Origin of the sequence: Streptomyces sp. NPDC057474 (genome assembly GCF_042802555.1) — a bacterium.
Lineage (GTDB): Bacteria > Actinomycetota > Actinomycetes > Streptomycetales > Streptomycetaceae > Streptomyces.
On sequence record NZ_JBHVDX010000060.1, the window covers coordinates 1 to 25,038 of the forward strand.

Genomic DNA, 25,038 nt, shown 5'->3' on the forward strand with positions numbered 1-25,038 from the left:
GCCGCGGACACATCGTCCGCGGCGGCCCTGGAGGAGATCTACGGTCGGCGTCAGCCCAGCTCGTGCATCCACCCGTGCTTGTCCTCCACCGTGCCGCGCTGGATGTTCAGCAGGGCCTCGCGGAGCTTGAGGGTGACGGGGCCGGGCTCACCGGCGGACTGCTGCCAGGCGGCGCCGGTGCGCTTGACCGTGCCGACGGGGGTGATGACGGCGGCCGTACCGCAGGCGAAGACCTCGGTGAGGGCACCGCTCTCGGAGTCGGCCTGCCACTGGCCGATGGAGATACGGCCTTCCTCGGCGCTGTAGCCGAGGTCGGCGGCGACCGTCAGCAGGGAGTCACGGGTGACGCCCTCCAGGATGGAGCCGGTGAGGGAGGGGGTGACGATGCGGTCGCCGTACACGAAGTACAGGTTCATGCCGCCGAGCTCCTCGACCCACTTGCGCTCGACCGCGTCGAGGTAGCAGACCTGGGCGCAGCCCTCGGCCGCCGCCTCGGCCTGGGCCAGCAGGGAGGCCGCGTAGTTGCCGCCGGTCTTGGCGTCGCCCATGCCGCCGGGGACGGCGCGGACGTGCTCCTCGGAGACCCAGATGGAGACGGGCTTCACGCCGCCGGGGAAGTAGGCGCCGGCCGGGGAGGCGATGACCAGGAAGAGGTACTCGTTGGCCGGCTTGACGCCCAGGCCGACCTCGGTGGCGATCATGAAGGGGCGCAGGTAGAGGGACTCCTCGCCGCCGTGGGCCGGGACCCAGGCCTGGTCCTGCCGCACCAGCACGTCACAGGCCTCGATGAACGTCTCGATGGGCAGTTCCGGCATGCCGAGCCGGCGGGCGGAGGACTGGAAGCGCGCCGCGTTCTTCTCCGGGCGGAAGGTGGCGACGGACCCGTCCGGCTGCCGGTAGGCCTTCAGGCCCTCGAAGATCTCCTGCGCGTAGTGCAGAACCATGGTGGCCGGGTCGAGGGAGAGCGGCGCGTACGGAACGAGCTGGCCGTCGTGCCAGCCCCGGCCCTCGGTCCACTTGATGACGACCATGTGGTCGGTGAAGTGGCGGCCGAAGCCGGGGTCGGCCAGAACCGCGTCGCGCTCGGCGTCGGAGAGCGGACTGGCGGAGGGCTTGAGCTCGATCGTGGGCGTCATGAGTGGTTGTCCTTCACCGGTTGTGTGTGACGGGCCGCGCTCACATCCGTACTGCCAGTGCGAGTGCTGGGACGTCCGAGCATTCCAACATTCGGCGGCTCCGCGTTCGATTATCGCAAGCGGAGTCGGCGGAAGAAAACGGCGTGGATGCGACCCAGGGATGATGGTGACACCCGGCGGGAACAAGCGAAAGCCGCCGGGTGCAGGTGCGACCCGGCGGCTTCGAAAGAATTTCGAGTGAGCGCGGCAGGTCAGCCGGCTACTCGTACGGCGAGGGCGTCGCCGATCTCGTCCGTGGAGCGGGCGGGCAGCTCGCCGCGCTCCGCGAGGTCGGCGGAGACTGCCTCCTCGATGCGCGCGGCCTCGGCCTCGTAGCCGAGGTGCCGCAGGAGCAGGGCGACGGACAGGACCGTGGCGGAGGGGTCGGCCTTGCCCTGGCCGGCGATGTCCGGGGCCGAGCCGTGCACGGGCTCGAACATGGACGGGAACTCTCCGGACGGGTTGATGTTGCCGGAGGCCGCGACGCCGATGCCGCCGGAGACGGCCGCGGCGAGGTCGGTGATGATGTCGCCGAAGAGGTTGTCGGTGACGATCACGTCGAAGCGGGCCGGGTCCGTGACCAGGTAGATGGTGGCCGCGTCGACGTGGATGTAGTCGGTGGTGACCTCGGGGAACTCCTGGGCCACCTTGTTGAAGATGTTCGTCCACAGGTGACCGGCGAAGGTCAGCACGTTGTTCTTGTGGACGAGGGTGAGCTTCTTGCGCGGGCGGGCCTGCGCGCGGGCGAACGCGTCGCGGACCACGCGCTCGACACCGAAGGCCGTGTTCACGGAGACCTCGGTGGCGACCTCGTGCTCGGTGCCCTTGCGGATCGTGCCGCCGTTGCCCGTGTACGGGCCCTCGGTGCCCTCGCGGACCACGACGAAGTCGATCTCGGGCTGGCCGGCGAGCGGGGTGGCGACACCCGGGAGCAGCTTCGACGGACGCAGGTTCACGTGGTGGTCGAAGGCGAAGCGGAGCTTCAGCAGGAAGCCGCGCTCCAGGACCCCGGAGGGGACGCTCGGGTCGCCGATCGCGCCCAGCAGGATCGCGTCGTGCTGCTTCAGCGAGTCGAGGTCGGCGTCGGTGAGGGTCTCACCGGTGGCGTGATACCGCTTGGCGCCGAAGTCGTACTCCTTGGTCTCCAGCTTCACATCCTGCGGAAGGACGGCGGAGAGGAGCTTGAGCCCCTGGGCCACGACTTCCTGACCGATGCCGTCACCGGGGATCACTGCGAGATTGAGGCTGCGAGACATGACGGCACCGTACTCCTGGTCCCACGGGATGACATGGGGTGTCCGCGATGCGGACGCTCGGGCGGGTGACCGACAGGCGGCGGACGGGTGACTGACGGGTGACGGCACCCACACGTCGCCACACGTTCACCCGTATGTGTGGCGCGTGTTGGTATTCGCTGGGAACTTCGTCGCCATGGATATACCCGACTTCGGCATCCCGCCGCAGCTCGCGCGCCGGATGAGCATGGCCGAGCAGCACGAGTACCTGCGTACGAAGCTGACGCGGCGCCGCACGCTGGTGACGGCGGGCTCGCTGGCGGCGGGCGGGCTGCTGACCGGCTGCGGCGACTCCGGATCGTCGGCCTCGCCGAACTCGACGACCTCGGCCCCGTCGCCCGTCACCTCCAAGGTGCCCGGCTCCACCGTCTCCCCCTTCGGTCGCCATCTGGCCTTCGGCGGCGACCCGAAGACACAGATGCGGATCTCCTGGCAGGTGCCGCTCGCGGTGAAGAAGCCGTACGTGCGCGTGGGCCTGAAGCCCGAGGAGCTGAGCCGGAAGATCGACGCCGAGGTCCGCGACCTGCACACGCCGGGGGTCGAGGGCGTGCGCCTGGAGCTGGAGCAGTACTACCTGCACGCGGCCCTGGACGGCCTGCGCCCCGGCACGACGTATTACTACGGCGTCGGCCACGAGGGCTTCGACCCGGCCACCCCGGCCCACCGCTCGACGATCGGCACCTTCCGTACGGCGCCCGCCGCCCCCGAGAAGTTCGTGTTCACCGCGTTCGGCGACCAGGGCGTCGGCAAGGCCGCGGCCGCCAACGACAACCTGATCGTCCGCCAGAAGCCCGCCTTCCATCTCCACGCCGGCGACATCTGCTACGCGAACGGGAACGGCAAGGGTGTGGAGTCGGACGGCTACGACCCCGCGTTCTGGGACCTGTTCCTCAAGCAGAACGAGTCGGTGGCCAGGTCCGTGCCGTGGATGGTGACGACCGGCAACCACGACATGGAGGCCTGGTACTCGCCGGACGGCTACGGCGGCCAGCTCGCCCGCTGGTCGCTCCCGGACAACGGCTTCGACCCGCGTTCGGCGCCGGGGGTGTACGCGTTCACCTATGGCAACGTCGGCTTCGTGGCGCTGGACGCGAACGACGTGTCGTACGAGATCCCCGCCAACTTCGGCTACACGGACGGCCGGCAGACCAAGTGGCTGGACAAGAAGCTGGGTGAGCTGCGGGCGGCGAAGGACATCGACTTCATCGTCGTGTTCTTCCACCACTGCGCCTACTCGACGTCCGCGCACGCCTCCGACGGCGGCATCCGCGACACATGGCTGCCACTGTTCACGAAGCACCAGGTGGACCTGGTGGTCAACGGCCACAACCACGTCTACGAGCGGACCGACGCCGTCAAGGACGGCGGGGTCGGCAGAGCGGTACCCATCGGCGCGTCGACCGACCCGACCCGGGACGGGATCGTGTACGTCACGGCGGGCGGCGGCGGGCGCGATCTGTACGGCTTCCCGTCCGGCGTGAAGGAGAGCTACGAGGGCCACGTCACTCGCCACGACGCCGTCGAGACCTTCGAGTGGACCAGGTCACGGAGGTCCAGGGCGGAGACGGTGGAGTGGTCACGGGTGCGCTACCGGGGCTTCTCCCTGCTCTCGGTGGAGGCGGAGAGCGGCGCGCGACCGGCCCTGAAGGTGTCGGCGCTGGCGCAGAACGGCGAGCGCATCGACCACTTCGAGGTGCGGCGCGGCGCGTAGGTCGTCTGCCCACGGCCGCGCCGCACCCCGAACGGGTGCGGCTCCCGGCTGATGGGGGCACCGAGCGCCCGCTCGTGCGGGCCGTTCGGCACCCGGTTGTGCGGGCCGCTCAGTGCCCGGTCGAACCGCCGTTGTCCCGGCGGTCGAGGGCGCGCTGGAGGGCGGCGGCGGCGTTCTTACGGTCGGACTCGGTCGTCCGGGAAACGTGACGGACTCGGCGGCGGACGGTCGTCTCGGCCATGGGGAATCGACTCCTTCGAGGCAATCCGGAGTACGGAAACGGGAGGTGTACGAGACGCCGGATGGGGCGGGGAGCGGAGCCGCAGGGGTTGCCTGCCTCGGGCTCCGGCTCACGACCGCCATTCGCTGGATCGAGCGAGACGTTCGGCTCCTACAAAGCTAAGTGAGGGCAGCGCATCTGTCTCTACAAATAATCGGACTTCCTACTATCTGAGACGGTGGATTGGGTCACACGCTGTTGACCTGGTGTTTCCTCTTCCGTCACATGACGGCGCCCCCACTCCCGGGTCTCGGGAGCGGGGGCGAGGACGAAGCCGCCGGGCTGGGCCGGGCGTCCGGGTCAGCCCATGTGCGGGTACGTGTAGTCCGTCGGCGGGACCAGCGTCTCCTTGATGGCGCGGGTCAGGGTCCAGCGCATCAGGTTCTGCGGGGCCCCGGCCTTGTCGTTCGTGCCGGAGGCGCGCCCGCCGCCGAAGGGCTGCTGGCCGACGACGGCGCCGGTGGACTTGTCGTTGATGTAGAAGTTGCCGGCCGCGTAGCGGAGCTTCTCCATCGTGTACGCCGCCGCCGCGCGGTCACCCGAGATGACGGAACCCGTCAGGGCGTAGGCCGACACCGACTCCATCTGGGTCAGCATCTCCTCGTACCGGTCGTCCTCGTAGACGTGCACGGCGAGGAGGGGACCGAAGTACTCGGTGGTGAAGACCTCGTTCGTCGGGTCGGTGCACTCGACGACGGTCGGGCGGACGAAGTAGCCCACCGAGTCGTCGTAGGAGCCGCCGGCGACGATCGTGCAGGTCGGGTCGGACTTGGCGCGGTCGATGGCGGCCTTGTTCTTGGCGAAGGACCGTTCGTCGATGACTGCGCCGACGAAGTTGGACAGGTCGGTGACGTCACCCATGGTGAGGTGGTCGACCTCGGCGGCGAACTCCTCCTTGAAGCCGGAGTTCCAGATCGACGCCGGGATGTACGCCCGGGAGGTCGCGCTGCACTTCTGACCCTGGTACTCGAAGGCACCCCGGGTGAGGGCGGTCTTGAGGATCGCGCGGTCGGCGGTCGGGTGGGCGACCACGAAGTCCTTGCCGCCGGTCTCGCCGACCAGCCGCGGGTACGAGCGGTACGTCTCGATGTTCGCGCCGACCGTCTTCCACAGGTACTGGAAGGTCTTCGTCGAGCCGGTGAAGTGGATGCCGGCGAGGTCGCGGTGCTCCAGCGCGACCTTCGACACCTCGACGCCGTCGCCGGTGACGAGGTTGATGACGCCCTTGGGCAGCCCCGCCTCCTCCAGCAGCTGCATCAGCAGCACGGCGGCGTGGGTCTGCGTCGGGGACGGTTTCCACACCACGACGTTGCCCATCAGGGCCGGGGCGGTCGGCAGGTTGCCCGCGATCGCGCTGAAGTTGAAGGGCGTGATCGCGTAGACGAAGCCTTCGAGCGGGCGGTGGTCGAGGCGGTTCCAGACGCCCGGGGAGTTGGCCGGGGGCTGCTCGGCGAGCAGGTCACGGGCGTACTTGACGTTGAAGCGCCAGAAGTCGACCAGCTCGCAGGGACAGTCGATCTCGGCCTGCTGGGCGGTCTTCGACTGACCGAGCATGGTGGAGGCGGCCAGCGTCTCGCGCCAGGGACCGGCGAGCAGTTCGGCGGCGCGCAGGATGATCGCGGCGCGGTCGTCGAAGGACATCGCGCGCCAGGCGGGCGCGGCGGCGAGCGCCGCGTCGATGGCGTCCTGGGCGTCCTGTCCGGTGGCGTTGCCGTAGGTGCCGAGGCGGGCCTTGTGGTTGTGCGGCTGCACCACGTCGAAGCGGTCGCCGCCGCCCATCCGCTTCGCGCCGCCGATCGTCATCGGCAGCTCGACCGGGTTCTCGGCCAGCTCCTTCAGCTTGACCTCCAGCCGGGCACGCTCGGGCGAGCCGGGGGCATAGCCGTGCACCGGCTCGTTGACGGGGGTGGGGACCTGGGTCACAGCGTCCATGGGTTCCGTGTCTCCTTGACGTGAGCGGTGTCGTGAGCCGTGGGTGGGTGACCGTTCCTGTGCGGCCGTATGTCTGTGGGCTCTTGTGCGGCCTATGTCTGTGGGGCTCAGCCCTTGCTGACCATCGAGCGGGCGAAGAAGCGCAGGTTCGCCGGCTTCTCCGCGAGGCGACGCATGAAATAGCCGTACCAGTCGGTGCCGTACGCGGTGTAGACGCGCATCCGGTGTCCCTCGGCGGCGAGCCGCAGATGCTCGTCGCCTCGGATGCCGTACAGCATCTGGAACTCGTACTCGTCGAGCTTGCGCCCGGCCCGGTGGGCGAGTTCCTGGGTGATGGAGATGAGGCGCGGGTCGTGGGACCCGATCATCGGGTACCCCTCTCCCTCCATGAGGATCTTCAGGACCCGTACGTACGCCTTGTCGATCTCGGCCTTCCGCTGGAAGGCGACGTCGACGGGCTCCTTGTACGCGCCCTTGACCAGCCGCACCCGGCTGCCGTTCTCGGCGAGGCGGCGGGCGTCGGCCTCGGTGCGGAAGAGGTAGGCCTGGATCACGCAGCCGGTCTGCGGGAAGTCCCGCCGCAGCTCGTCGTGGATGGCGAACATCGAGTCGAGGGTGGTGTGGTCCTCCGCGTCGAGCGTGACCGTCGTCCCGATCGCGGCGGCGGCCTCGACGACCGGGCGGACGTTGGCGAGCGCCAGCTCGTGGCCGCCGGGCAGAGCCTGCCCGAAAAGGGACAGCTTCACGGACATCTCGGCGCGCTCGCCGAGCTCCAGCTCCTTCAGCCGGTCGATCAGCTCCAGATAGGCGTCGCGGGCGGCGGCTGCCTGCTCGGGGCGGGTGATGTCCTCGCCGACGACGTCCATCGTCACTTCGAGGCCCTTGCCGGTGAGGTCCCGGATGACCGGGACGATGTCGTCGACGCGCTCACCCGGGATGAAGCGGTCGACGACCTGCTTGGTCACGGGCGCCGCCGAGACCAGACGTCGCATCCGGTCGCTGCGCGACGCGGCGAGAATCACGGGACCCAGCACGGGGCACCTCCACAAACCAGCAGATAGAACCACCGTGAAACCTAAGGATCCCCCCGTTCGTCGACCATCGACAGCTGTCACGTATCCGTGCCGCAGATCTCAGACAGATGTATGAAGGGCTTCGAGAAAGACCTCCGAGAAGTGCAGGAGAATGCCCGAGTGACGCCGGAATCCGCATCGCCCCGCCCCGTGGGTGACTACCAGGACCTTGTCGACGAGATCTCCGGGCTGCTCGGCGCCCCGGCGACGCTGGAGAACCGCGACTTCGAGCTGATCGCCTTCGGCGCGTACGACAGCGAGGGCGACCTCGATCCATCGGCCCTGGACCCGGTCCGCACCCGCTCGATCCTGACCCGCCGCTCGACGACGGCGGTACGGGAGTGGTTCGAGGGCTTCGGCATCACCCGGGCGACGGCCCCGGTCCGCATCCCGCCGACTCCGGAGGCGGGGGTGCTCCGGGGCCGCGTCTGCCTCCCTGTACGCCATCGGAGTGTCGTCCTCGGTTACGTCTGGCTCCTGGACGACGATCCGGGCCCCACCGACGCCCAGCTGTCCGCCGCCATGGCGGTCGCCTCCCGCATCGGTGCACTCCTCGCGGACGAGGCCCAGGCCGGCGCGGACCTCACCCGCGAGCTGCGCGCGGTCCTGACCGCCGAGCGCGACTGGGAGCGTGACATGGCCGTGGCAGAGCTGCGCGCGGCCCTCGGCCCGCGCGGCGACGGCGTCCACACGATGGTGTGCGTGGCGCCCTGGCCGTCCGCCGCCCCGGACGACGCCCCGTCCTTCCGTACGGTGCCGGGGGCGACCGCGCTGTGCACGGTGCCGTGGGGCACGGCGGGCCAGGGCCTGGCCCTGCTGGTACGGCTGCGCTCGGCGGACGTACCGGCCCCGGCGCTCACGGCCGCCGCGCGGCTCCTGGAACGCGCGGGCGCGCACGCGGCGGCGGGCGTCTCGGGCGCCCGCGCGGGCCTCGCCGAACTGGGCGCCGACTGGCGGGAGGCCTCGGCGGCGGCCCGCGCGGCGCTGGCGGAGCCGCGGCTGGGACCGGTCGCCGAGTGGCGCTCCATCGGCCCGTACCGCCTGCTGACCGCCCTCCCGCCCGACACCCCCCAGGACCCCTCCGTCCGAGCCCTCCTCACCCCCGCCCACCGCGAACTCGCCCGCACCGCCGAGGCCTTCCTCGACCACGCGGGCCAAGCGGGCCGCACCGCCGCCGAGTTGGGCATCCACCGCCAGACCCTCTACTACCGCCTCTCCCGCGTCGAACAACTCACGGGCCTGCACCTGACCGACGGCGAGGACCGGCTGCTGCTGCACATGGCCCTGAAGGGGGCGCGGCTCTGACGCGTTCTCCCACCCGTCTCAGTGGCGGAAAAACGCGCTTCTGAAAATGATTGTCATCATGCTACGGTCGGGCACGTTGGATCTTTGACCACGCCCTTACTCGGAGTGTCCCGTGCGCCTCCCGGCCCGTTTCGTCCCTCTCACCGCGGTCACCACCGCGGCCTCCGCCCTGCTCACGGGCTGTTTCTCATCGACGGGACCCGAGGAAGCCGGGAGCGAGGGCAAGCGGATACGGATCGCGATGATGCAGCCGCCCCGCTCGGGCCTGTCGCCGCTGTCCGACGACGCGTTCAAGCTGTCTCGCTGGTCGACCGCCGAGACCCTGGTGAAGCTGGACGCGGAGGGCGACGCGCAGCCCGCGCTGGCCACGGAGTGGAAGCGGTCGGGCAAGAAGTGGACGTTCACGATCCGGGACGGCGTGACCTTCCATGACGGTACGAAGCTGACGGGCGAGGCCGTCGTCAACTCCCTCACCGAGGCGGCCACCGCCGCACCCAAGCCCCGCATCCTCGACGGCGTGGACCTCACCGCGCGGGCCGACGGCGACACCGTCACCGTCACCACGGCCACCGAGGACCCGCTGGTCCCGCAGCGCCTGAGCTCGCCGCAGCTGTCGATCCTCGCGGTGAAGGCGTACGAGGGAAAAACGGTGAACCCGGTCGGCGCGGGCACCGGCCCCTTCGAGCTGACCAAGGTGAACGGCACCACCTCCGCCGCCCTCGACCGCTACGACGACTACTGGGGCGGCAAGGCCAAGGCCCCCGGTATCGATGTGACGTTCGTGCCCGACGGCACCGCCCGCGCGGCCTCCCTGCGCAGCGGCGAGGCCGACATCGTCGAGTCGGTCCCGGTGTCGCAGGCCGCCTTGCTCGACCAGGACCTGATCACCGAGGTCCCGATGCCCCGCACCAACACCCTCTACCTGAACACCGGGAAGGGCGTCTTCAAGGACGCCTCGCTGCGCGCCACCGCCCGCGAGGCCGTCGACGCCGAGTCGATCGTCGAGGGCGTGTACGAGGGACGGGCCGATGTCGCCGAGGGTCTGCTCGGGCCCGCGCTCCCCTGGGCCGCCGAGCTACGGCCGACGGTGAAGCGCGCGAAGGCGGGTGACCCCTCCGGCAAGTCCATCACCATCGGCACCTTCACCGATCGCGCCGAGCTGCCCGAGGTCGCGGCCACGCTGCAACAGCAGCTGCAGAAGGCCGGGTTCGAAGTGAAGCTCGATGTGCGCGAGTACGCGAACATCGAGTCCGACGCGCTGGCGGGCGAGTTCGACGCGTTCATCCTGTCCCGGGCGACCGTCCTCGACTCCGGCGACCCGGCCGCGTACCTCTACAGCGACTTCGCCTCCGACGGCTCCTTCAACATCTCCCAGCTCGCCGACAGGACCGTCGACACGGCCCTCGGCAAGGCCTCCGACACCGCCGCCGGTGACGCCCGCCGCCAGGCCGTCATCGACGCCGAGGCCGCCGTCCTCACCACCGACGCGGCCGTACCGATGCTGCACGAGAGGGTGATCCAGGGCGACGCGGCCGGAGTCGTGGACGCGGCACACGACCCGCGCGAGCGGGAGCTGGTCACGGCGGACACGTACGTCAAATGAAGCGTGCTGCAGGGAAGTCGGCCGGCCCGGCACGGGTGGGACGTGCCGTGGGGAAGTCGGCAGACCCACTGTCCGTGGGACGCGTCGTGGGGAAGTCGGCAGACCCACCGTCCGTGGGACGCGTCGTGGGGAGGTCGGCCGCGTCATCGCCCATAGGACGTGCCGCGAGGAGCGCCGGGAAGTGGGTCGGTCCCGCCGGGCTCACCCGCCTCGTCTGTCTCGTCGCCGTGCTGGCCGCCGTCGGTCTGCTGCCGTGGCTGTCCGGCCGCGATCCCGCGCTGACCGTGCTGCGCGCCCGGTCGGCCGAGCAGGAGGCGACGCCCGAGGCGCTGGCCGCGATCCGCGAGGACCTCGGCCTGGAAGCCGGTCCCCTGTCCCTGCTGGGGAATTGGGCTTCCGGGCTGCTGCGCGGCGACCTCGGCACGTCGTGGGTGTCGGGCACGGACGTGCTCCCCTCGGTGGTCTCCGGTCTCCAGGTCTCTCTCGGTCTGATGGGCGCCGCTTTCGCCGTAGCCGTACTGCTGGCCTGCGCGCTGGTCGCCCCGGTGCTCGTACGGGGCCGGGGGTCGGCCGGCGCGTTCGCCGCGATGCTCGCCGCCGTGCCCGAGTTCCTGCTGGCCACGGTGGCGCTGCTGGTGTGCGGGGTGTGGCTGGGCCGGCTGCCGACGGCGGGCTGGGCGGGCCCCGAGTACCTGGTCCTGCCCGCGATCGCGCTCGGTGTCCCGGCCGGCGGTCTGCTGGGCCGCCTGGTCGCGGACGCGCTGCCCGCCGTGCTCGACGAACGCTGGGTGGAGCTGTGGCGCGGCGCGGGCGTGAGCCGGGCCCGTGTCTCGGCGGCCGCCCTGCGCCGCGTACTGCCGCCCCTGGTACCGCAGTTCGGCATGGCCGCCGTCGGTCTGACGGGCGGCGCGGTCGCCGTGGAGACGGTGTTCGCGGTGCCCGGCATCGGCCGTACGGCACTGGGCGCGGCCAAGTCCCAGGACCTCCCCCTCCTCCAGGGCTCGGTCCTCGCCCTCCTCGCCCTGGGCCTGGTCGCGGGCGCCCTGGCCGCGCTCGCCCGACACCGTCTCCTCGGCCCGGCCCTGCGCGACGCGGGCCTCATCCTGCCGCCGGCCCGCCCGGTCCGCACCCACCCCGCGATACCGTCGGCCCTGGCAGTCGTCCTCCTGGTCACCATCGGCTGGGGCCTGTTGCGCGACCCGTTCGCCGTGGACACCACCGCCCGCCTTCTCCCGCCGTCCTGGGCGCACCCGCTCGGCACGGACGGACTCGGCCGTGACGTGCTGGCCCGCCTCGGGCACGGCGCGGCCTCCACGGTCGGCACCGCGGCGGCGGTCTGCGCGCTGAGCCTGCTGGTCTCCCTGGCGCTCGGCTTCCTGCCGGGTGTGGCGGCGGGCGCGGCCGACATCGCCAACGCGCTGCCTCCGGTGATCGTCGGCATCCTCGTCGCCGCGGCGGCCGGCCCCGGCACGGGCGGCGCGGCCCTCGCCGTGGCCCTGATCTCCTGGCCTGCCCTGTCCGCCCACGCGGCGGCGCTGGTCCAGGAGGTCCGTGCGTCCACCTTCCTCACCGCCCAACGGGCCATCGGGGCGAGCCCGTTGTGGATCCTCACCCGGCACGTCCTCCCCTCCGTCGCCGCCCCGGTCGCCCGCCACGCGGTCCTCCGTCTCCCGGGCATCGCCCTGGCCCTCGCCTCCCTGGGCTTCCTGGGCCTCGGCGCCCAACCACCCACCCCCGAGTGGGGGCTGCTCCTCGACGAGTCCCGCGCCTACGTGGAACGCGCCCCGTGGGCGGCCCTGGCCCCGGCGGTCGCCCTGGCCCTGCTGGCCGGGCTCGCGGTGTCGGGGGCGTCGTACGCGGAGCCGCGCACGGGCCGCCGTACGAGGAAACCCGGCCGGGCACACACTGTGAAGGGGGCAGCGTCCGTTGAAGTCGCGACCGAAGTCTGACGTCCCGCCGAAGACTGACGTACTACACAAGTCCGACACCCTGCTGTCGGTTCGCGGGCTACGGATCGCGTTCGACGGGGTGGAGGCCGTGCGCGGGCTGTCCTTCGATGTCCGCCCGCGCGAAGTTCTCGCCCTGGTCGGCGAGTCGGGCGCGGGCAAGTCCCTGACGGCCCGCGCGCTGCTCGGGATGCTGCCCGAGGGCGCGACGACGAGCGGAACCGTACGGCTGCGCGGTGACACGGATCTCGCCGCCCAGCGTGGCCGCGGTATCGCCCTCGTCCCCCAGGACGCCCTCGCCGCCCTCTCCCCCGTGCACCCCGTGGGCGACCAACTGGCCGCCGCCGTACGGTCGGTGGCGCGTGTCTCGCGCAAGGAGGCCCGCGCCCGGGCGGTGGCCGCGCTCGACCGGGTGGGTATCCCCGATGCCGTACGCAGGGCGCGGGCGTATCCGCACGAGTACTCCGGCGGTATGCGCCAGCGAGCCGTGATCGCCATGGCGACGATCAACGAACCGGACGTCGTCGTCGCCGACGAGCCCACGACCGCGCTCGACGCGGAGCTCCAGGAGCAGGTGCTCCGGGTCCTCGGCGAACAGCGGGAGGCGGTCGGTGCCGCGCTCGTGCTGGTCACCCACGACCTGGGCGTGGTCCGGGAACACGCCGACCGTGTGTTGGTCATGTACGCCGGCCGCCAGGTCGAACAGGGCCCGGCGAGAGGGGTGTTGGGGCGTCCGCGAGCGCCGTACACGGCGGGCCTGCTGGCGTCGCTGCCACCGGACGACGACGGCGATGTCGGCTCGGACGGTGCTGTCGGCGGCGGTCGCAGCCATGGCGGTGACGATCCGCGCCCCACTGCCGGTCGTCGTCACCGTCGGCTGCCCTCGATCCCCGGGTCCCCGCCCGCCCCCGACGCCCTCCCGCCGGGCTGCGCCTTCGCGCCGCGCTGTCCGCTCGTCGAGGACCGCTGCCGTCGGGCGGAACCGGAGCCGTGGGTGGCCGACGACGGCCATGAGGTCTCCTGCCACCGCTGGGACGAAGTCCCGTATCCCGCGACCGAGTTGTTCCAGGAGCCCGTATGAACCGGCGTGACCCCCTGCTCGACGTGCGCGACCTGGTCGTCCGCTACGGCACGGTCACCGCCGTCGACCAGGTGTCCTTCACGGTGGACGCGGGCGAGACCCTGGCCCTGAACGGCCCGTCCGGCTGCGGAAAGTCCTCCACGGTCGCCGCCGTGCTGCAGCTGCGCCGCCCTGTTGGGGGCGAAGTCCGTTTCGAGGGGCGGGAGTTGACGACGCTCACCGAACGCGGACTGCGCCCGCTCCGCCCCCGTATGCAGCCGGTCTTCCAGGACCCGTACGGCTCGCTCAGCCCTCGCCACCGCATCCGGGACGCGGTGGCGGAGCCCCTGCGCGTCCAGGGCCGCTGGGACGCGACGGGCCCCGCCCGGGTCGACGAACTCCTCGACCGGGTCGGCCTGGACCCGGCCTACGGCGACCGCTTCCCGCATGAGCTGTCCGGCGGCCAGTGCCAACGCGTCGGAATCGCACGGGCGCTGGCCTCCGATCCCCGCCTGCTGGTCCTCGACGAGCCGGTGTCCGCCCTCGACCCCTCCATCCGGGCCGGGATCCTCAACCTGCTCGCCGACCTCCAGGACGAGCTGAACCTGGGGTACCTCTTCATCTGCCACGACCGCGCGGTCGTACGCCACTTCGCGGACCGCTCGATCGAGATGCGCGCCGGGAGGCTCGTCCCGGCCTAGGCGGAATTCCCCGATCGGCCGCCGACCAGCGGCGATCAACAGTCGATCACTTGCGCCACAAATCCGAACAGCATGCGCACAGCAACCTTAGGCCGCTTCCGTCAGTTCCGCTGGACGACGATCGGCCGGGCGCCCCCGGGCAGGGCTTCACAGACCTAGTCCCCGGCGTCCGCTCCCCCGGGCTTCGCCACGGCCTCCAGCACCCGGCGGAGCCCTTCGGCGAGTTGGTCGGCCTCGGGGGCGCTCGGCGGGTCGAAGGTCCACTGGGCGATCAGCCCGGTCATCAGGGTCACGAAGAACTTGCCCAGGGTGTCCACGTCCCGTTCCGTGACGTCCTCGTCCCGGCCGCCCATGAACATCGGGATCAGGCCCCGTCCGGCCTCCCGCTGCGCCAGCGCCAAGTGGTCCCGCAGTTCGGGTAGTTGGTCGCCCATGACGATGATCTCCATGCTGAGCCGCCACATCGAACCGGGCCCCCGCATGGTGTCGATGACGTTCCCCCACACCTCCTGGAACCGTTCGAGCGACCCGGGCTCGGCACCGCCCGTCACCGGCTCGTCCGCATCGAAGGCCTCGGACATGTCTCCGACCAGGGCCACGTACGCCTGCGCCAGCAACGCGTCCTTCGAGCCGTAGTGGTAGCCGATCGACGCCAGGTTCGTCCCCGACTCCTTGACGATGTCACGCGCCGTCGTACGCGCGAACCCCTTCTCCAGCAGGCAGCGCTTGGCGCCTTCGAGCAGATCCTCACGGTGTCCCATGCGGGTCAGCGTAGCCCCGTGGCCATACAACCGTCCTAGACACATGTTTTATACAGACGTACTAGACGACCGTATAAGACGCCCGTACAGTCACCGTCATGACGACGAACCTCAAGGACCCGGCCGCCCCCGACGCCCCTCGGGGACGCGCCGGTCGCCGCGAATGGACCGCTCTCTGCGTCCTGATGCTTCCGCTGCTGCTGGTCACGATGGACGTGTCGGTGCTGTACTTCGCGGTCCCCGCGATCAGCGCGGATCTGGAACCGAGCGGCACGCAACTGCTGTGGATCTTCGACATCTACGCGTTCGTGCTGGCCGGGCTGCTGATGACGATGGGCTCCCTCGGTGACCGCATCGGCCGTCGCCGCCTCCTGCTGATCGGCGCGGCCGCGTTCGGCGCGGCGTCGCTGGTGGCGGCGTACGCGAACAGCGCCGAGACACTGATCGCGGCCCGCGCGGTGCTCGGCGTCGGCGGCGCGACGCTCATGCCGTCGACGATGGCGCTGACCCGGACGATGTTCACGGACCCCGGCCAGCGGGCGAAGGCGATCGGCATCTGGTCCGGTGTGATGACGGCGGGCATCGCGCTCGGCTCGGTACTCAGCGGTGCGCTCGTGGAGTTCTTCTGGTGGGGCTCGGTCTTCCTGGTGAACCTGCCCGCGATGGCGCTGCTCCTGCTCCTCGGCCCGCTCCTGCTCCCCGAGTCGAGGGACCCGTCCCCCGGCCGCTTCGACCTGCTGAGCGTCCCGCTGTCGATGGCGGCCGTCCTGCCCGTCATCTACGGCCTCAAGGAGATCCCGTCGGAGGGCTGGAACGTGCTGTACGTGGTGTCGCTGACCATGGGCCTGCTCTTCGCGGCCCTGTTCGTCCACCGCCAGCGCACCACGGTCTCCCCCCTCATCTCCCCCGCGCTGTTCCGCGGCAACGGCTTCACCCCGGCCCTCGTCCTCAACCTCGTCGCGGCCTTCGGGATGATGGGCTCGGCCTACTTCACCACCCAGTACCTCCAGTCCGTCCTCGGCAAGAGCGCGCTGGAGGCCGCACTGTGGGGGCTGCTGCCCTCCCTGCTCGTCGGCGTCGCCGCGCCGATCACGACATACCTCGTACAGCGGGGTGTGAACCGGGCGCACGTCGTGTCCGCGGGCTTCGCGACCGCCGCGTGCGGTTACGCGCTGCTGGCCGTCATCGGCACCGACTCCCTCTGGCTGGTCCTCGCCGGCTCCGGCGTCCTGGCCGCCGGCATCGTCACGGTCCTCTCCCAGATGACCGACCTCGCCCTCGGCGCCACCCCCGTGGAACGCGCCGGATCCGCGTCCTCCCTCCTGGAGACCGGTCAGGAGTTCGGCGGCGCCCTCGGCATGGCCACCCTCGGCTCCATCGGCACGGCCCTCTACCACCACGAGATCCCGGCCTCCGCGCCCGCCCCGGCACGCGAAACCCTCGGGGGCGCCCTCGCGGTGGCCGACCAACTGCCCGGCCCCGCGGCCGAGTCCCTGACGGCGGCCGCGCGAGCCGCCTTCACCACCGGCATGCAGGGCGCGGCGACGGCGGGGGCCGTCGTGCTGCTGGGGGCGGCGGTGCTGGCGGTCGGGGCGTTGCGCGCAGTGGGCGTGCGGGATCCCGAGGTGGAGGCAAGCCCGGTCAGGACAGCGAGCCGGTCGTGATCAGCCCCTCCCGATACGCGATGGCCACCGCCTCCGTACGGCTCGCCGCCCCCAACTTGGCCAGGATGTTGGACACATGCACGCTCGCCGTCTTCCCGGTGATGAACAGCTCGTCGCCGATCTGCCGATTGGTACGCCCGAGCGCGAGCAGCCGAAGGACATCGCACTCCCGCGCGGTGAGCGCGGGCAGCAGGGGCACGCCCCCGTCCCCCGAGGCCTGCGCCAACCGCCCCCGACGGACCAGCGCGTCCAGGGCGGCGCGCAACGGCACGGCCCCCAGCCGGTCGGCGGTCTCCCCCACCGCCCGGGCCTGCGCCACGGCCTCCTCCCGCGCCCCCGCCTCCAGCAATGCCTCCGCCAGCCGCAGCCGACACCGGGCCCGCTCGTACGGATCGCCGAACGCGAACGCGTCCACCGCCTTCCGCCACGCCCCCACATCGGGCCCGGTACGCACCCGGGCCCACTCCGCCTCGGCCCGGGCCAGCCAGGCCAGCCCCTCCGGTCCCTGCTCGCCGCCGTCCTCCCCCTCTGCGGCGGTCGCCCGCGCGGCCTCCACCAGTTCCTCCCCCGTGGCGGCCCAGTACTGTGCCCCCTCCTCGTGCCCGGCCGACCTCCGCTCCGCCACCGCGTCCCCGATCGCCCCGAGGGCCAGCGCGGCGAGCCGGACGGTCGCGGCGTGCCGGGACCCGGACTCGTCGGAGAGGGCGGCGACGCTCGTACGGAACTGCGCGACCGCAGCCTCGGGATCGTGCCGCAGGACGGCCGCCTCGGTGAGCGCGACGCCCGCGACGAGCCCGGCCATCCAGTCGTCGTACGGCCCGTTCAGAAGCGCCCGGGCCCGCTCCGCGGCGCTCTCGTCACCGCGGGCGAGGGCGACGTACAGGGCGGGACCGACCGCGTAGCCGACCGCGGCGGGCAGCCGGTCGGCGGCCGCGGCCGAGCGGACGCACTCGTCCCAGCGGCCCAGCGTGTAGAGGCAGAGGGAGTGGAGGTAGCGCATCTCCACCGGGTACGGGGAGGAGAGGAGACCGGTGCGGCCCGCGCTGTCGAGGCCCTCGGAGAGCCAGTCGAGGCATTCGCCGAGGTCGCCGGACTCGAAACAGCCGACGGCGAGGTTGAACAGGGCGCGCATCTCCACGGGGACGTTGCCCGCGCGGCGGGCCAGCTCGCGGGCGTCGCGCAACCGCACCCGTCCCTCCCGCGTACGCCGGTTGCCACGAGGGTCGAGACCGACCACGGAGATGATCAGGTCGGCCCGGGCGTCGCCCAGTCCGAGCCGCTCGGCGACGCGCAGCGCGTCCCCCGCCACCCGCCCGGCCTCCTCGTTCTCCCCCACGTACCGAGCCGCCATCACATGCGTGGCCGCCGCCCACACCCAGGTGGGGGACGGAGGCTCGGCGGGGATCATCGCCAGCGCCTCGCTGCTGTACCGGAACGCGGCCTTCAGACTGTCCACGCGCATCAAGTCACCGGCGAGGGTGTAGCGCACCCGGGCGCCCAACTCCGAGTCCGCGTCCGGGCCGGCTCCGGCGAGCGCCGAGCGGGTGAGGGAGACCGCGCGGTGGTTCTCCCCGGCGCGCGCGGCGGCGGACGAGGCGCGCAGGGTGAGGGTGACCGTGTCGAGGTCCCGGGGCCGCGCCCCGGCGTCCACGGACGACCACAGATCGAGGGCGCCCTCGAGATGCCGCAGTTCCTCGGCGGGCGCCCCGATGCCGTGCGCGTGGTCGGCGGCCTCGACGGACGCCGTCAGCGCGTCGGCGAGGTCGTGGCTCTCGCGCGAGTGGTGGGCGCGCTCGGCGCTCTCCCCGGCACGGCCCCGGCGGGCCAGCAGCTTGGCGAACACCCCGTGCAGCCGGACCCGTTCGCCCGGCAGCAGATCCGCGTAGACGGCCTCCCGCGTGAGGGCGTGCCGGAACTCGTACGTCGCCCCCCGGCCCGGCAGCAGCAGTTGCCGGCCGACCGCCTCCCGCAGCGCCGACTCCAGCTCGTCGTCCGGGAGTTGGACGGCGTCCCGCAGCAGGTCGTGCCCGACCCTGCGCCCCGCCACCGCCGCCGTGCGCAGCACCTGCTGGGCGGCGCCGGGCAGTTGCTCGATCCGGATCAGCAGGACATCGGCCAGCCCGCTCGGCAGCACGGCCCCGGGCTCGTCCGCCGTCGCGGCCAGCAACTCCTCCGCGTAGAACGCGTTGCCCTCCGCCCGCTCGACGATCCGGCCGACCGTGACCTCGGACAGCGGCTCGGCGCGCAGCGAACGCACCAGCCGCGCGACCTCCGTGTCCGGCATCGGCTTCAGCTCCAGCCGCTCCACGGCGGGCAGCCGCACCAGCTCGGCGAGCAGCGGGCGCAGCGGGTGGCGGCGGTGCAGGTCGTCCGCGCGGTACGAGGCGAATACCGCGAGACGGTGGGCGGGGGCGCCGGGAGTGGGCCGCTGGAGCACACCCCGGCTGAGCAGGAAACGCAGCAGATCCCGCGAGGACTGGTCGGCCCAGTGCAGGTCCTCCAGCACGAGCAGGACGGGGGCCGTCCCGGCGAGGTCCGCGAGCAGCGCGGCGATGCCCTCGAAGAGCTGCGGCCGGTCAGCGCCGTCGCCTCCGCCGCCGAGGAGCCGTGCGGTGGCCGGGTGCGCCTGGAAAAGCGGCGCGAAGCGCTCGTCCGCGGCGAGGGCGCCGAGGATCTCCGTGAACGGCAGGTACGGCAGACCGACATCACCGAGGTCCACACAGTGGCCGGTGAACACGGCAGTCCCTTTGCTCACCGCATACGCCGCCGCCTCCGCCAGCGTCCGGCTCTTGCCGACGCCCGCGTCCCCCGCGACCAGCACGGCCCGGGGTTCACCGCCCCCTGCCCGGTCCACGACATCCGTCAACCGGGCCAGCTCGGCGTCCCGCCCGACGAACGGCGCGTGGAATATGTTCTGCGACACACGGCCATCCTGGCACGCACCCCCCGCGATCCTCTCGTCGGCGGGGGGGTGCAGAAGGCGGGACCCTGCCACCCCAGGTGACCAGGCCCCGCCTCCCGCAAGAACAACCTCAGACCAGGTTCACCGACCGCGCCGACGTCGCGCCGATCTCCTCCGCGACCTCGGCAAGCACCGGCTGGGGAACCGTGTCGTCGACGGTCAGCACGGCGAGCGCCTCGCCACCCGCCGTGGAGCGGGCGACCTGCATACCGGCGATGTTGATCCCGGCCTCGCCGAAGATACGGCCGACGGTCCCGACGACACCGGGACGGTCGACGTAGCTGAAGACGACCATGTGGTCGGCGAGGGCGAGGTCCACGTCGTAGTCACCGACGGCGACGATCTTCTGGTGGTGCTTCGGACCGGCCAGCGTGCCGGAGACCGACACCTCCTCGCCGCTGCCGAGCGTGCCGCGCACGGTGACGACGTTGCGGTGGTCGGGCGACTCGGAGCTGGTGGTCAGCCGGACCTCGACGCCGCGCTCCTGGGCGAACAGCGGAGCGTTGACGTAAGACACCGTCTCGTCGACGACGTCCTCGAAGACACCCTTGAGGGCGGACAGCTCCAGCACCTTCACGTCGTGCTGGGTGATCTCGCCGTACACCTCGACGTCGAGGCGGACCGCGACCTCACCGGCCAGCGCGGTGAAGATACGGCCGAGACGCTCGGCGAGCGGCAGCCCCGGCTTGACGTCCTCGGCGATGACACCGCCCTGCACGTTCACCGCGTCCGGGACCAGCTCACCGGCGAGGGCGAGACGCACGGACCGCGCCACCGCGATGCCCGCCTTCTCCTGGGCCTCGTCGGTGGAGGCGCCGAGGTGCGGGGTGCAGACGACCTCGTCCAGCTCGAACAGCGGCGAGTCGGTGCAGGGCTCCTTGGCGTACACGTCGAGGCCCGCGCCCGCGACCCGGCCCTCCTTGAGCGCCGAGTACAGCGCGGCCTCGTCGACGATCCCGCCGCGCGCGGCGTTGACGATGCGCACCGACGGCTTGACCTTCTGCAGCGCCTCGGCGCCGATCAGACCGACCGTCTCGGGGGTCTTCGGCAGGTGGACGGTGATGAAGTCGGAGACCTCGAGCAGCTCGTCCAGCGACAGGACCTTGACGCCCATCTGCGCGGCCCGCGCGGGCTGCACGTAGGGGTCGAAGGCGACGACCTTCATGCCGAAGGCGGACATGCGCTGGGCCACCAGGGCACCGATACGGCCGAGGCCCACGACGCCGAGGGTCTTCTCGGCCAGCTCCACGCCCGTGTACTTGCTGCGCTTCCACTCGCCGTTCTTCAGCGCCGTGTTCGCCTGCGGGATGTGGCGGGCGGTGGCGAGGAGCAGACCACAGGCCAGCTCGGCGGCGGTCACGATGTTCGAGGTGGGGGCGTTGACGACCATCACGCCGGCCTTGGTGGCGGCGGAGACGTCCACGTTGTCCAGGCCGACGCCGGCGCGCGCGACGACCTTCAGCTTCTTCGCGGCGGCGATCGCCTCGGCGTCGACCTTGGTGGCCGAGCGGATCAGGATCGCGTCGACGTCGGCGATGGCCGGGAGCAGTTCGGCTCGGTCCGCTCCGTTGACGTTCCGGATCTCGAAGTCCGGGCCCAGCGCGTCGACGGTGGCGGGCGACAGCTCTTCAGCGATCAGTACGACTGGTTTCGAGCTCACGTGAGTCCTCACAAGTCCAATGCTGCGGACGGCCGTCCCGACGGCCGCAGGCGGTGGAGGGAAGCGGCACCGGAGATTCTCGGGTGTGTTCCCGCGTCGTTCGGTGCGTGCTCTCGGTGTGTCGGGTGAAGGCGCTCGTAGCGGAGCTACTTGGACCTTCACCCGGTGCGGCGAGAGTGCGTGCCGGGCGGCGCGGGGGCGTGCCCGCAAATCTTCGGTGTCGCTGGGCCGCGTGGAAGACGCACGACGCTGTGGGCCTGACGCGTATGTAGTGCAGCAGTGTAGTGGCGCCGGGGGCGTCGCCTCACGCCACTGCGGAAGGATCACCCGGACGTGAAGCAAGGTCGGCCGTGGCACCGGGTGAACACCCGCCACGGCCGACCTCAAGAGGTCACGCCTCTTCGTCGTTCACCCAGCTCATGAGCTTGCGCAGCTCCTTGCCCGTGGTCTCCAGCAGGTGCTCGGAGTCCTGGGTCTTGTACTCGTTGTACTTCTTCAGACCGCCGTGGTACTCGTCCATCCACGCCTGGGCGAACGTGCCGTCCTGGATCTCGGCGAGGATCTTCTTCATCTCGGCCTTGGTGGCGTCCGTGATGATCCGGGGGCCGGTGACGTAGTCGCCCCACTCGGCGGTCTCGGAGATCGACCAGCGCATCTTCTCCAGGCCGCCCTCGTACATGAGGTCGACGATCAGCTTCAGCTCGTGCAGGCACTCGAAGTACGCGATCTCGGGCTGGTAACCGGCCTCGGTCAGCGTCTCGAAACCGGCCTTGACCAGCGCGGCCGTACCACCGCAGAGAACGGCCTGCTCACCGAACAGGTCGGTCTCGGTCTCCTCGGTGAAGGTCGTCTTGATGACACCCGCGCGGGTGCCGCCGATGCCCTTGGCGTACGAGAGAGCCAGCGCGAAGGCGTTGCCGGTCGCGTCCTGCTCGACGGCCGCGATACACGGAACGCCGCGGCCCTCCTCGTACTGGCGGCGGACGAGGTGGCCCGGGCCCTTGGGGGCGACCATGCAGACGTCGACGCCGGCCGGGGGCTTGATGAAGCCGAAGCGGATGTTCAGGCCGTGGCCGAAGAACAGCGCGTCGCCGTCGTTGAGGTTGTCCTTGATGGACTCCTCGTAGACCTGGGCCTGGATCGGGTCCGGGACGAGGATCATGATGACGTCGGCCTCGGCGGCGGCCTCCGACGGGGTCACCACGCGCAGGCCCTGCTCCTCGGCCTTCGCCTTGGACTTGGAGCCCTCGTGCAGACCGACGCGGACGTCCGCACCCGAGTCGCGCAGGGACAGCGCGTGGGCGTGGCCCTGGCTGCCGTAGCCGATGACCGCGACCTTGCGGCCCTGGATGATGGACAGGTCGGCGTCGGCGTCGTAGAACAGCTCGGCCACTTTGGGTTCTCTCCTTGAGTGCAGGTGTTGCGTCCCACCGTATGACGGCGGGCGGAATGAAAGTCTGCGGGTCTCGGTATACGGGCGGCCGCGCGTCGTCGGCCGCCCGTATCGAGTGTCAGGCCGACCGGTCCAGTGCGCGCAGCGAGCGGTCCGTGATCGAACGGGAACCGCGGCCGATCGCGATCGTGCCGGACTGGACCAGCTCCTTGATACCGAACGGCTCCAGCATCTTGAGCATGGCGGTCAGCTTGTCGCTGGACCCGGTGGCCTCGATGGTGACGGCCTCCGGGGAGACGTCGACCGTCTTGGCGCGGAACAGCTGGACGATCTCGACGATCTGGGAGCGCGTCTCGTTGTCGGCGCGCACCTTCACCAGAACGAGTTCCCGCTGAACGGCGGAGCCCGGCTCCAGTTCGACGATCTTCAGGACGTTGACGAGCTTGTTGAGCTGCTTCGTCACCTGCTCCAGCGGCAGTTCCTCGATCACGTTCACCACGATGGTGATACGGGAGATCTCGGGGTGCTCGGTGACACCGACCGCGAGCGAGTCGATGTTGAAGCCGCGGCGGGAGAACAGGGCCGCGATCCGGGCCAGGATGCCCGGGGTGTTCTCCACCAGGACGGAGAGCGTGTGCTTGGACATGTCTCGTTCGGTCTCTCTCGCTCAGTCGTCTTCGTTGTCGCCGAAGTCGGGGCGGACGTCCCGGGCGGCCAGGATCGTGTCGTTCGAGGTGCCGGCGGCGACCATCGGCCACACCATCGCGTCCTCGTGGACGACGAAGTCGACGACGACCGGGCGGTCGTTGATCGAGTTCGCCTCCTCGATGACCTTGTCGAGGTCGTCCGGGGACTCGCAGCGGATCGCGTAGCAGCCCATGGCCTCGGACAGCTTCACGAAGTCGGGGACACGGGTGCCGCGGGCGTTCGGGTTGACGTCGTCCGGGCCGCTGTGCAGGACGGTGTTGGAGTAGCGCTGGTTGTAGAACAGGGTCTGCCACTGGCGGACCATCCCGAGGGCGCCGTTGTTGATGATGGCGACCTTGATCGGGATGTTGTTCAGGGCGCAGGTGGTGAGTTCCTGGTTGGTCATCTGGAAGCAGCCGTCGCCGTCGACCGCCCAGACGGTCTGCGCCGGGGCCCCGGCCTTGGCGCCCATGGCGGCCGGGACCGCGTACCCCATCGTTCCGGCGCCGCCGGAGTTCAGCCAGGTGGCGGGCTTCTCGTACTGGATGAAGTGGGCGGCCCACATCTGGTGCTGGCCGACGCCCGCCGCGAAGATCGTGCCCTCGGGGGCGAGCTGTCCGATGCGCTCGATGACCTGCTGCGGGGAGAGCGAGCCGTCGGCCGGCTGGTCGTAGCCGAGCGGGTAGGTCTCGCGCCAGCGGTTGAGGTCCTTCCACCAGGCGGTGTAGTCGCCCGGGCCGCCCTCGCTGTGCTCCTTCTGCACGGCCTGGACCAGGTCGGCGATGACCTCGCGGGCGTCACCCACGATCGGCACGTCGGCGGCGCGGTTCTTGCCGATCTCGGCCGGGTCGATGTCCGCGTGGACGATCTTGGCGTACGGCGCGAAGCTGTCCAGCTTGCCGGTGACGCGGTCGTCGAAGCGGGCGCCGAGGGCGATGATCAGGTCGGCCTTCTGCAGTCCGGTGACGGCGGCCACGGAGCCGTGCATTCCGGGCATGCCCAGGTGCTGCGGGTGGCTGTCGGGGAACGCGCCGAGCGCCATCAGGGTGGTGGTGACGGGCGCGCCGGTCAGCTCGGCCAGCACCTTCAGCTCGGCCGTCGCCTGCGCCTTGAGGACGCCGCCCCCGACGTACAGGACGGGCCGCTTGGCGGCGGTGATCAGCTTGGCGGCCTCACGGATCTGCTTGGCGTGCGGCTTGGTGACGGGCCGGTAGCCGGGCAGGTCCATGGTCGGCGGCCAGGTGAAGGTTGTCTTCGCCTGGAGGATGTCCTTGGGGATGTCGACCAGGACGGGCCCCGGGCGGCCGGTGGAGGCGATGTGGAACGCCTGCGCGATCGCCCGGGGGATGTCCTCCGCCTTGGTGACCAGGAAGCTGTGCTTGGTGATCGGCATGGTGATGCCGACGATGTCCGCCTCCTGGAAGGCGTCCGTACCGATCGCCTTGGACACGACCTGCCCGGTGATCGCGACCAGCGGCACGGAGTCCATGTGCGCGTCCGCGATCGGGGTGACCAGGTTGGTGGCGCCCGGCCCCGACGTCGCCATGCACACCCCGACCTTGCCGGTGGCCTGCGCGTAACCGGTGGCCGCATGCCCGGCGCCCTGCTCGTGACGGACCAGCACGTGGCGCACCCGCGTGGAGTCCATCAAGGGGTCGTACGCCGGCAGGATGGTGCCCCCGGGGATGCCGAACACCGTGTCGGCCCCGACCTCCTCAAGAGAGCGGATGAGGGACTGCGCACCCGTGACGTGCTCGACGGGGGTGGACGGTCCTCCGGATCGGGGCCGCGGCTGCGGATGGTGGGCCCCGGTGGCCTGCTCGGTCATCG

Annotated in this window: 18 protein-coding genes; 7 read left to right on the forward strand and 11 right to left on the reverse strand. The window is 71.3% G+C overall.

What is annotated here, in order from left to right:
* Positions 1-50 precede the first annotated feature (50 nt).
* Both ACFU53_RS18985 and ACFU53_RS18990 read right to left on the reverse strand, forming a co-directional pair.
* Positions 51-1,136, reverse strand: a complete 1,086-nt coding sequence (locus tag ACFU53_RS18985; protein ID WP_383993263.1) for a branched-chain amino acid aminotransferase — start codon at positions 1,134-1,136, stop codon at positions 51-53.
* Positions 1,137-1,387: 251 nt separating this feature from the next.
* A complete protein-coding gene (locus ACFU53_RS18990) occupies positions 1,388-2,431 on the reverse strand; it encodes a 3-isopropylmalate dehydrogenase (protein ID WP_383993267.1) in 1,044 nt (347 codons plus the stop codon).
* A 175-nt stretch (positions 2,432-2,606) separates the two neighbouring features.
* Here ACFU53_RS18990 and ACFU53_RS18995 point away from each other — a divergent pair, with 175 nt between their 5' ends.
* Positions 2,607-4,181, forward strand: coding sequence for a purple acid phosphatase family protein (locus ACFU53_RS18995; protein WP_383993270.1), 1,575 nt, complete (start codon positions 2,607-2,609; stop codon positions 4,179-4,181).
* 109 nt (positions 4,182-4,290) lie between these two features.
* On the opposite strand, the gene ACFU53_RS19000 is transcribed toward ACFU53_RS18995, so the two are convergent.
* The 3 genes from ACFU53_RS19000 to ACFU53_RS19010 form a co-directional block, all read right to left on the reverse strand.
* Positions 4,291-4,422, reverse strand: a complete 132-nt coding sequence (locus ACFU53_RS19000; protein WP_005479955.1) for a hypothetical protein — start codon at positions 4,420-4,422, stop codon at positions 4,291-4,293.
* 339 nt (positions 4,423-4,761) lie between these two features.
* The gene (gene pruA, locus ACFU53_RS19005) at positions 4,762-6,393 is read right to left on the reverse strand and encodes an L-glutamate gamma-semialdehyde dehydrogenase (protein ID WP_383993273.1); all 1,632 of its coding nucleotides are present in this window, start codon (positions 6,391-6,393) and stop codon (positions 4,762-4,764) included.
* A 107-nt stretch (positions 6,394-6,500) separates the two neighbouring features.
* Positions 6,501-7,427 (reverse strand): proline dehydrogenase family protein, encoded by a 927-nt coding sequence (locus ACFU53_RS19010; RefSeq protein WP_383993275.1) that lies wholly within the window; start codon positions 7,425-7,427, stop codon positions 6,501-6,503.
* 111 nt (positions 7,428-7,538) lie between these two features.
* Between ACFU53_RS19010 and ACFU53_RS19015 the strand changes: the two genes are divergently transcribed.
* From ACFU53_RS19015 to ACFU53_RS19035, 5 genes are all read left to right on the forward strand, one after another.
* On the forward strand, positions 7,539-8,771 hold the full coding sequence (locus ACFU53_RS19015) for a PucR family transcriptional regulator (RefSeq protein WP_383993278.1): 1,233 nt from the start codon (positions 7,539-7,541) through the stop codon (positions 8,769-8,771).
* A gap of 112 nt (positions 8,772-8,883) precedes the next feature.
* A complete protein-coding gene (locus ACFU53_RS19020; protein WP_383993281.1) occupies positions 8,884-10,374 on the forward strand; it encodes an ABC transporter substrate-binding protein in 1,491 nt (496 codons plus the stop codon).
* A gap of 152 nt (positions 10,375-10,526) precedes the next feature.
* Positions 10,527-12,323, forward strand: coding sequence for an ABC transporter permease subunit (locus ACFU53_RS19025; RefSeq protein ID WP_383993346.1), 1,797 nt, complete (start codon positions 10,527-10,529; stop codon positions 12,321-12,323).
* An 88-nt stretch (positions 12,324-12,411) separates the two neighbouring features.
* Positions 12,412-13,401: an ABC transporter ATP-binding protein gene (locus ACFU53_RS19030; RefSeq protein ID WP_383993284.1), complete on the forward strand. Its 990-nt coding sequence runs from the start codon at positions 12,412-12,414 to the stop codon at positions 13,399-13,401.
* The gene (locus ACFU53_RS19035) at positions 13,398-14,081 is read left to right on the forward strand and encodes an ATP-binding cassette domain-containing protein (RefSeq protein WP_383993287.1); all 684 of its coding nucleotides are present in this window, start codon (positions 13,398-13,400) and stop codon (positions 14,079-14,081) included. The genes ACFU53_RS19030 and ACFU53_RS19035 overlap by 4 nt, the downstream gene beginning before the upstream one ends.
* A gap of 155 nt (positions 14,082-14,236) precedes the next feature.
* On the opposite strand, the gene ACFU53_RS19040 is transcribed toward ACFU53_RS19035, so the two are convergent.
* On the reverse strand, positions 14,237-14,842 hold the full coding sequence (locus ACFU53_RS19040; protein ID WP_383993290.1) for a TetR/AcrR family transcriptional regulator: 606 nt from the start codon (positions 14,840-14,842) through the stop codon (positions 14,237-14,239).
* A 98-nt stretch (positions 14,843-14,940) separates the two neighbouring features.
* On the opposite strand from ACFU53_RS19040, the gene ACFU53_RS19045 reads away from it, so the two are divergent.
* On the forward strand, positions 14,941-16,506 hold the full coding sequence (locus ACFU53_RS19045) for an MFS transporter (RefSeq protein ID WP_383993293.1): 1,566 nt from the start codon (positions 14,941-14,943) through the stop codon (positions 16,504-16,506).
* Here ACFU53_RS19045 and ACFU53_RS19050 read toward each other — a convergent pair.
* The 5 genes from ACFU53_RS19050 to ACFU53_RS19070 form a co-directional block, all read right to left on the reverse strand.
* Entirely contained in the window at positions 16,484-19,429 is a 2,946-nt protein-coding gene (locus tag ACFU53_RS19050; RefSeq protein WP_383993296.1) for an AAA family ATPase, read from the reverse strand. The two genes, ACFU53_RS19045 and ACFU53_RS19050, sit on opposite strands and share 23 nt — an antisense overlap.
* Before the next feature lie 109 nt (positions 19,430-19,538).
* Positions 19,539-21,128 carry a phosphoglycerate dehydrogenase gene (serA, locus tag ACFU53_RS19055; RefSeq protein ID WP_383993299.1) on the reverse strand — a complete coding sequence of 530 codons (1,590 nt, stop codon included), beginning with the start codon at positions 21,126-21,128 and terminating at the stop codon, positions 19,539-19,541.
* A gap of 391 nt (positions 21,129-21,519) precedes the next feature.
* Positions 21,520-22,521, reverse strand: a complete 1,002-nt coding sequence (gene ilvC, locus ACFU53_RS19060) for a ketol-acid reductoisomerase (protein WP_383993302.1) — start codon at positions 22,519-22,521, stop codon at positions 21,520-21,522.
* Between the two features lie 118 nt (positions 22,522-22,639).
* A complete protein-coding gene (ilvN, locus tag ACFU53_RS19065) occupies positions 22,640-23,167 on the reverse strand; it encodes an acetolactate synthase small subunit (protein ID WP_383993306.1) in 528 nt (175 codons plus the stop codon).
* 21 nt (positions 23,168-23,188) lie between these two features.
* The gene (locus ACFU53_RS19070; protein ID WP_383993309.1) at positions 23,189-25,036 is read right to left on the reverse strand and encodes an acetolactate synthase large subunit; all 1,848 of its coding nucleotides are present in this window, start codon (positions 25,034-25,036) and stop codon (positions 23,189-23,191) included.
* Between the last annotated feature and the right edge of the window lie 2 nt (positions 25,037-25,038).

Coding starts and splice junctions, on each gene's coding strand:
- ACFU53_RS18985 (WP_383993263.1), bottom strand. CDS start 1,136: ATGACGCCCACGATCGAGCTCAAGCCCTCCGCCAGTCCGCTCTCCGAC.
- ACFU53_RS18990 (WP_383993267.1), bottom strand. CDS start 2,431: ATGTCTCGCAGCCTCAATCTCGCAGTGATCCCCGGTGACGGCATCGGT.
- ACFU53_RS18995 (WP_383993270.1), top strand. CDS start 2,607: ATGGATATACCCGACTTCGGCATCCCGCCGCAGCTCGCGCGCCGGATG.
- ACFU53_RS19000 (WP_005479955.1), bottom strand. CDS start 4,422: ATGGCCGAGACGACCGTCCGCCGCCGAGTCCGTCACGTTTCCCGGACG.
- pruA (WP_383993273.1), bottom strand. CDS start 6,393: ATGGACGCTGTGACCCAGGTCCCCACCCCCGTCAACGAGCCGGTGCAC.
- ACFU53_RS19015 (WP_383993278.1), top strand. CDS start 7,539: ATGAAGGGCTTCGAGAAAGACCTCCGAGAAGTGCAGGAGAATGCCCGA.
- ACFU53_RS19035 (WP_383993287.1), top strand. CDS start 13,398: ATGAACCGGCGTGACCCCCTGCTCGACGTGCGCGACCTGGTCGTCCGC.
- ACFU53_RS19040 (WP_383993290.1), bottom strand. CDS start 14,842: ATGGGACACCGTGAGGATCTGCTCGAAGGCGCCAAGCGCTGCCTGCTG.
- ACFU53_RS19045 (WP_383993293.1), top strand. CDS start 14,941: ATGACGACGAACCTCAAGGACCCGGCCGCCCCCGACGCCCCTCGGGGA.
- ilvN (WP_383993306.1), bottom strand. CDS start 23,167: ATGTCCAAGCACACGCTCTCCGTCCTGGTGGAGAACACCCCGGGCATC.
- ACFU53_RS19070 (WP_383993309.1), bottom strand. CDS start 25,036: ATGACCGAGCAGGCCACCGGGGCCCACCATCCGCAGCCGCGGCCCCGA.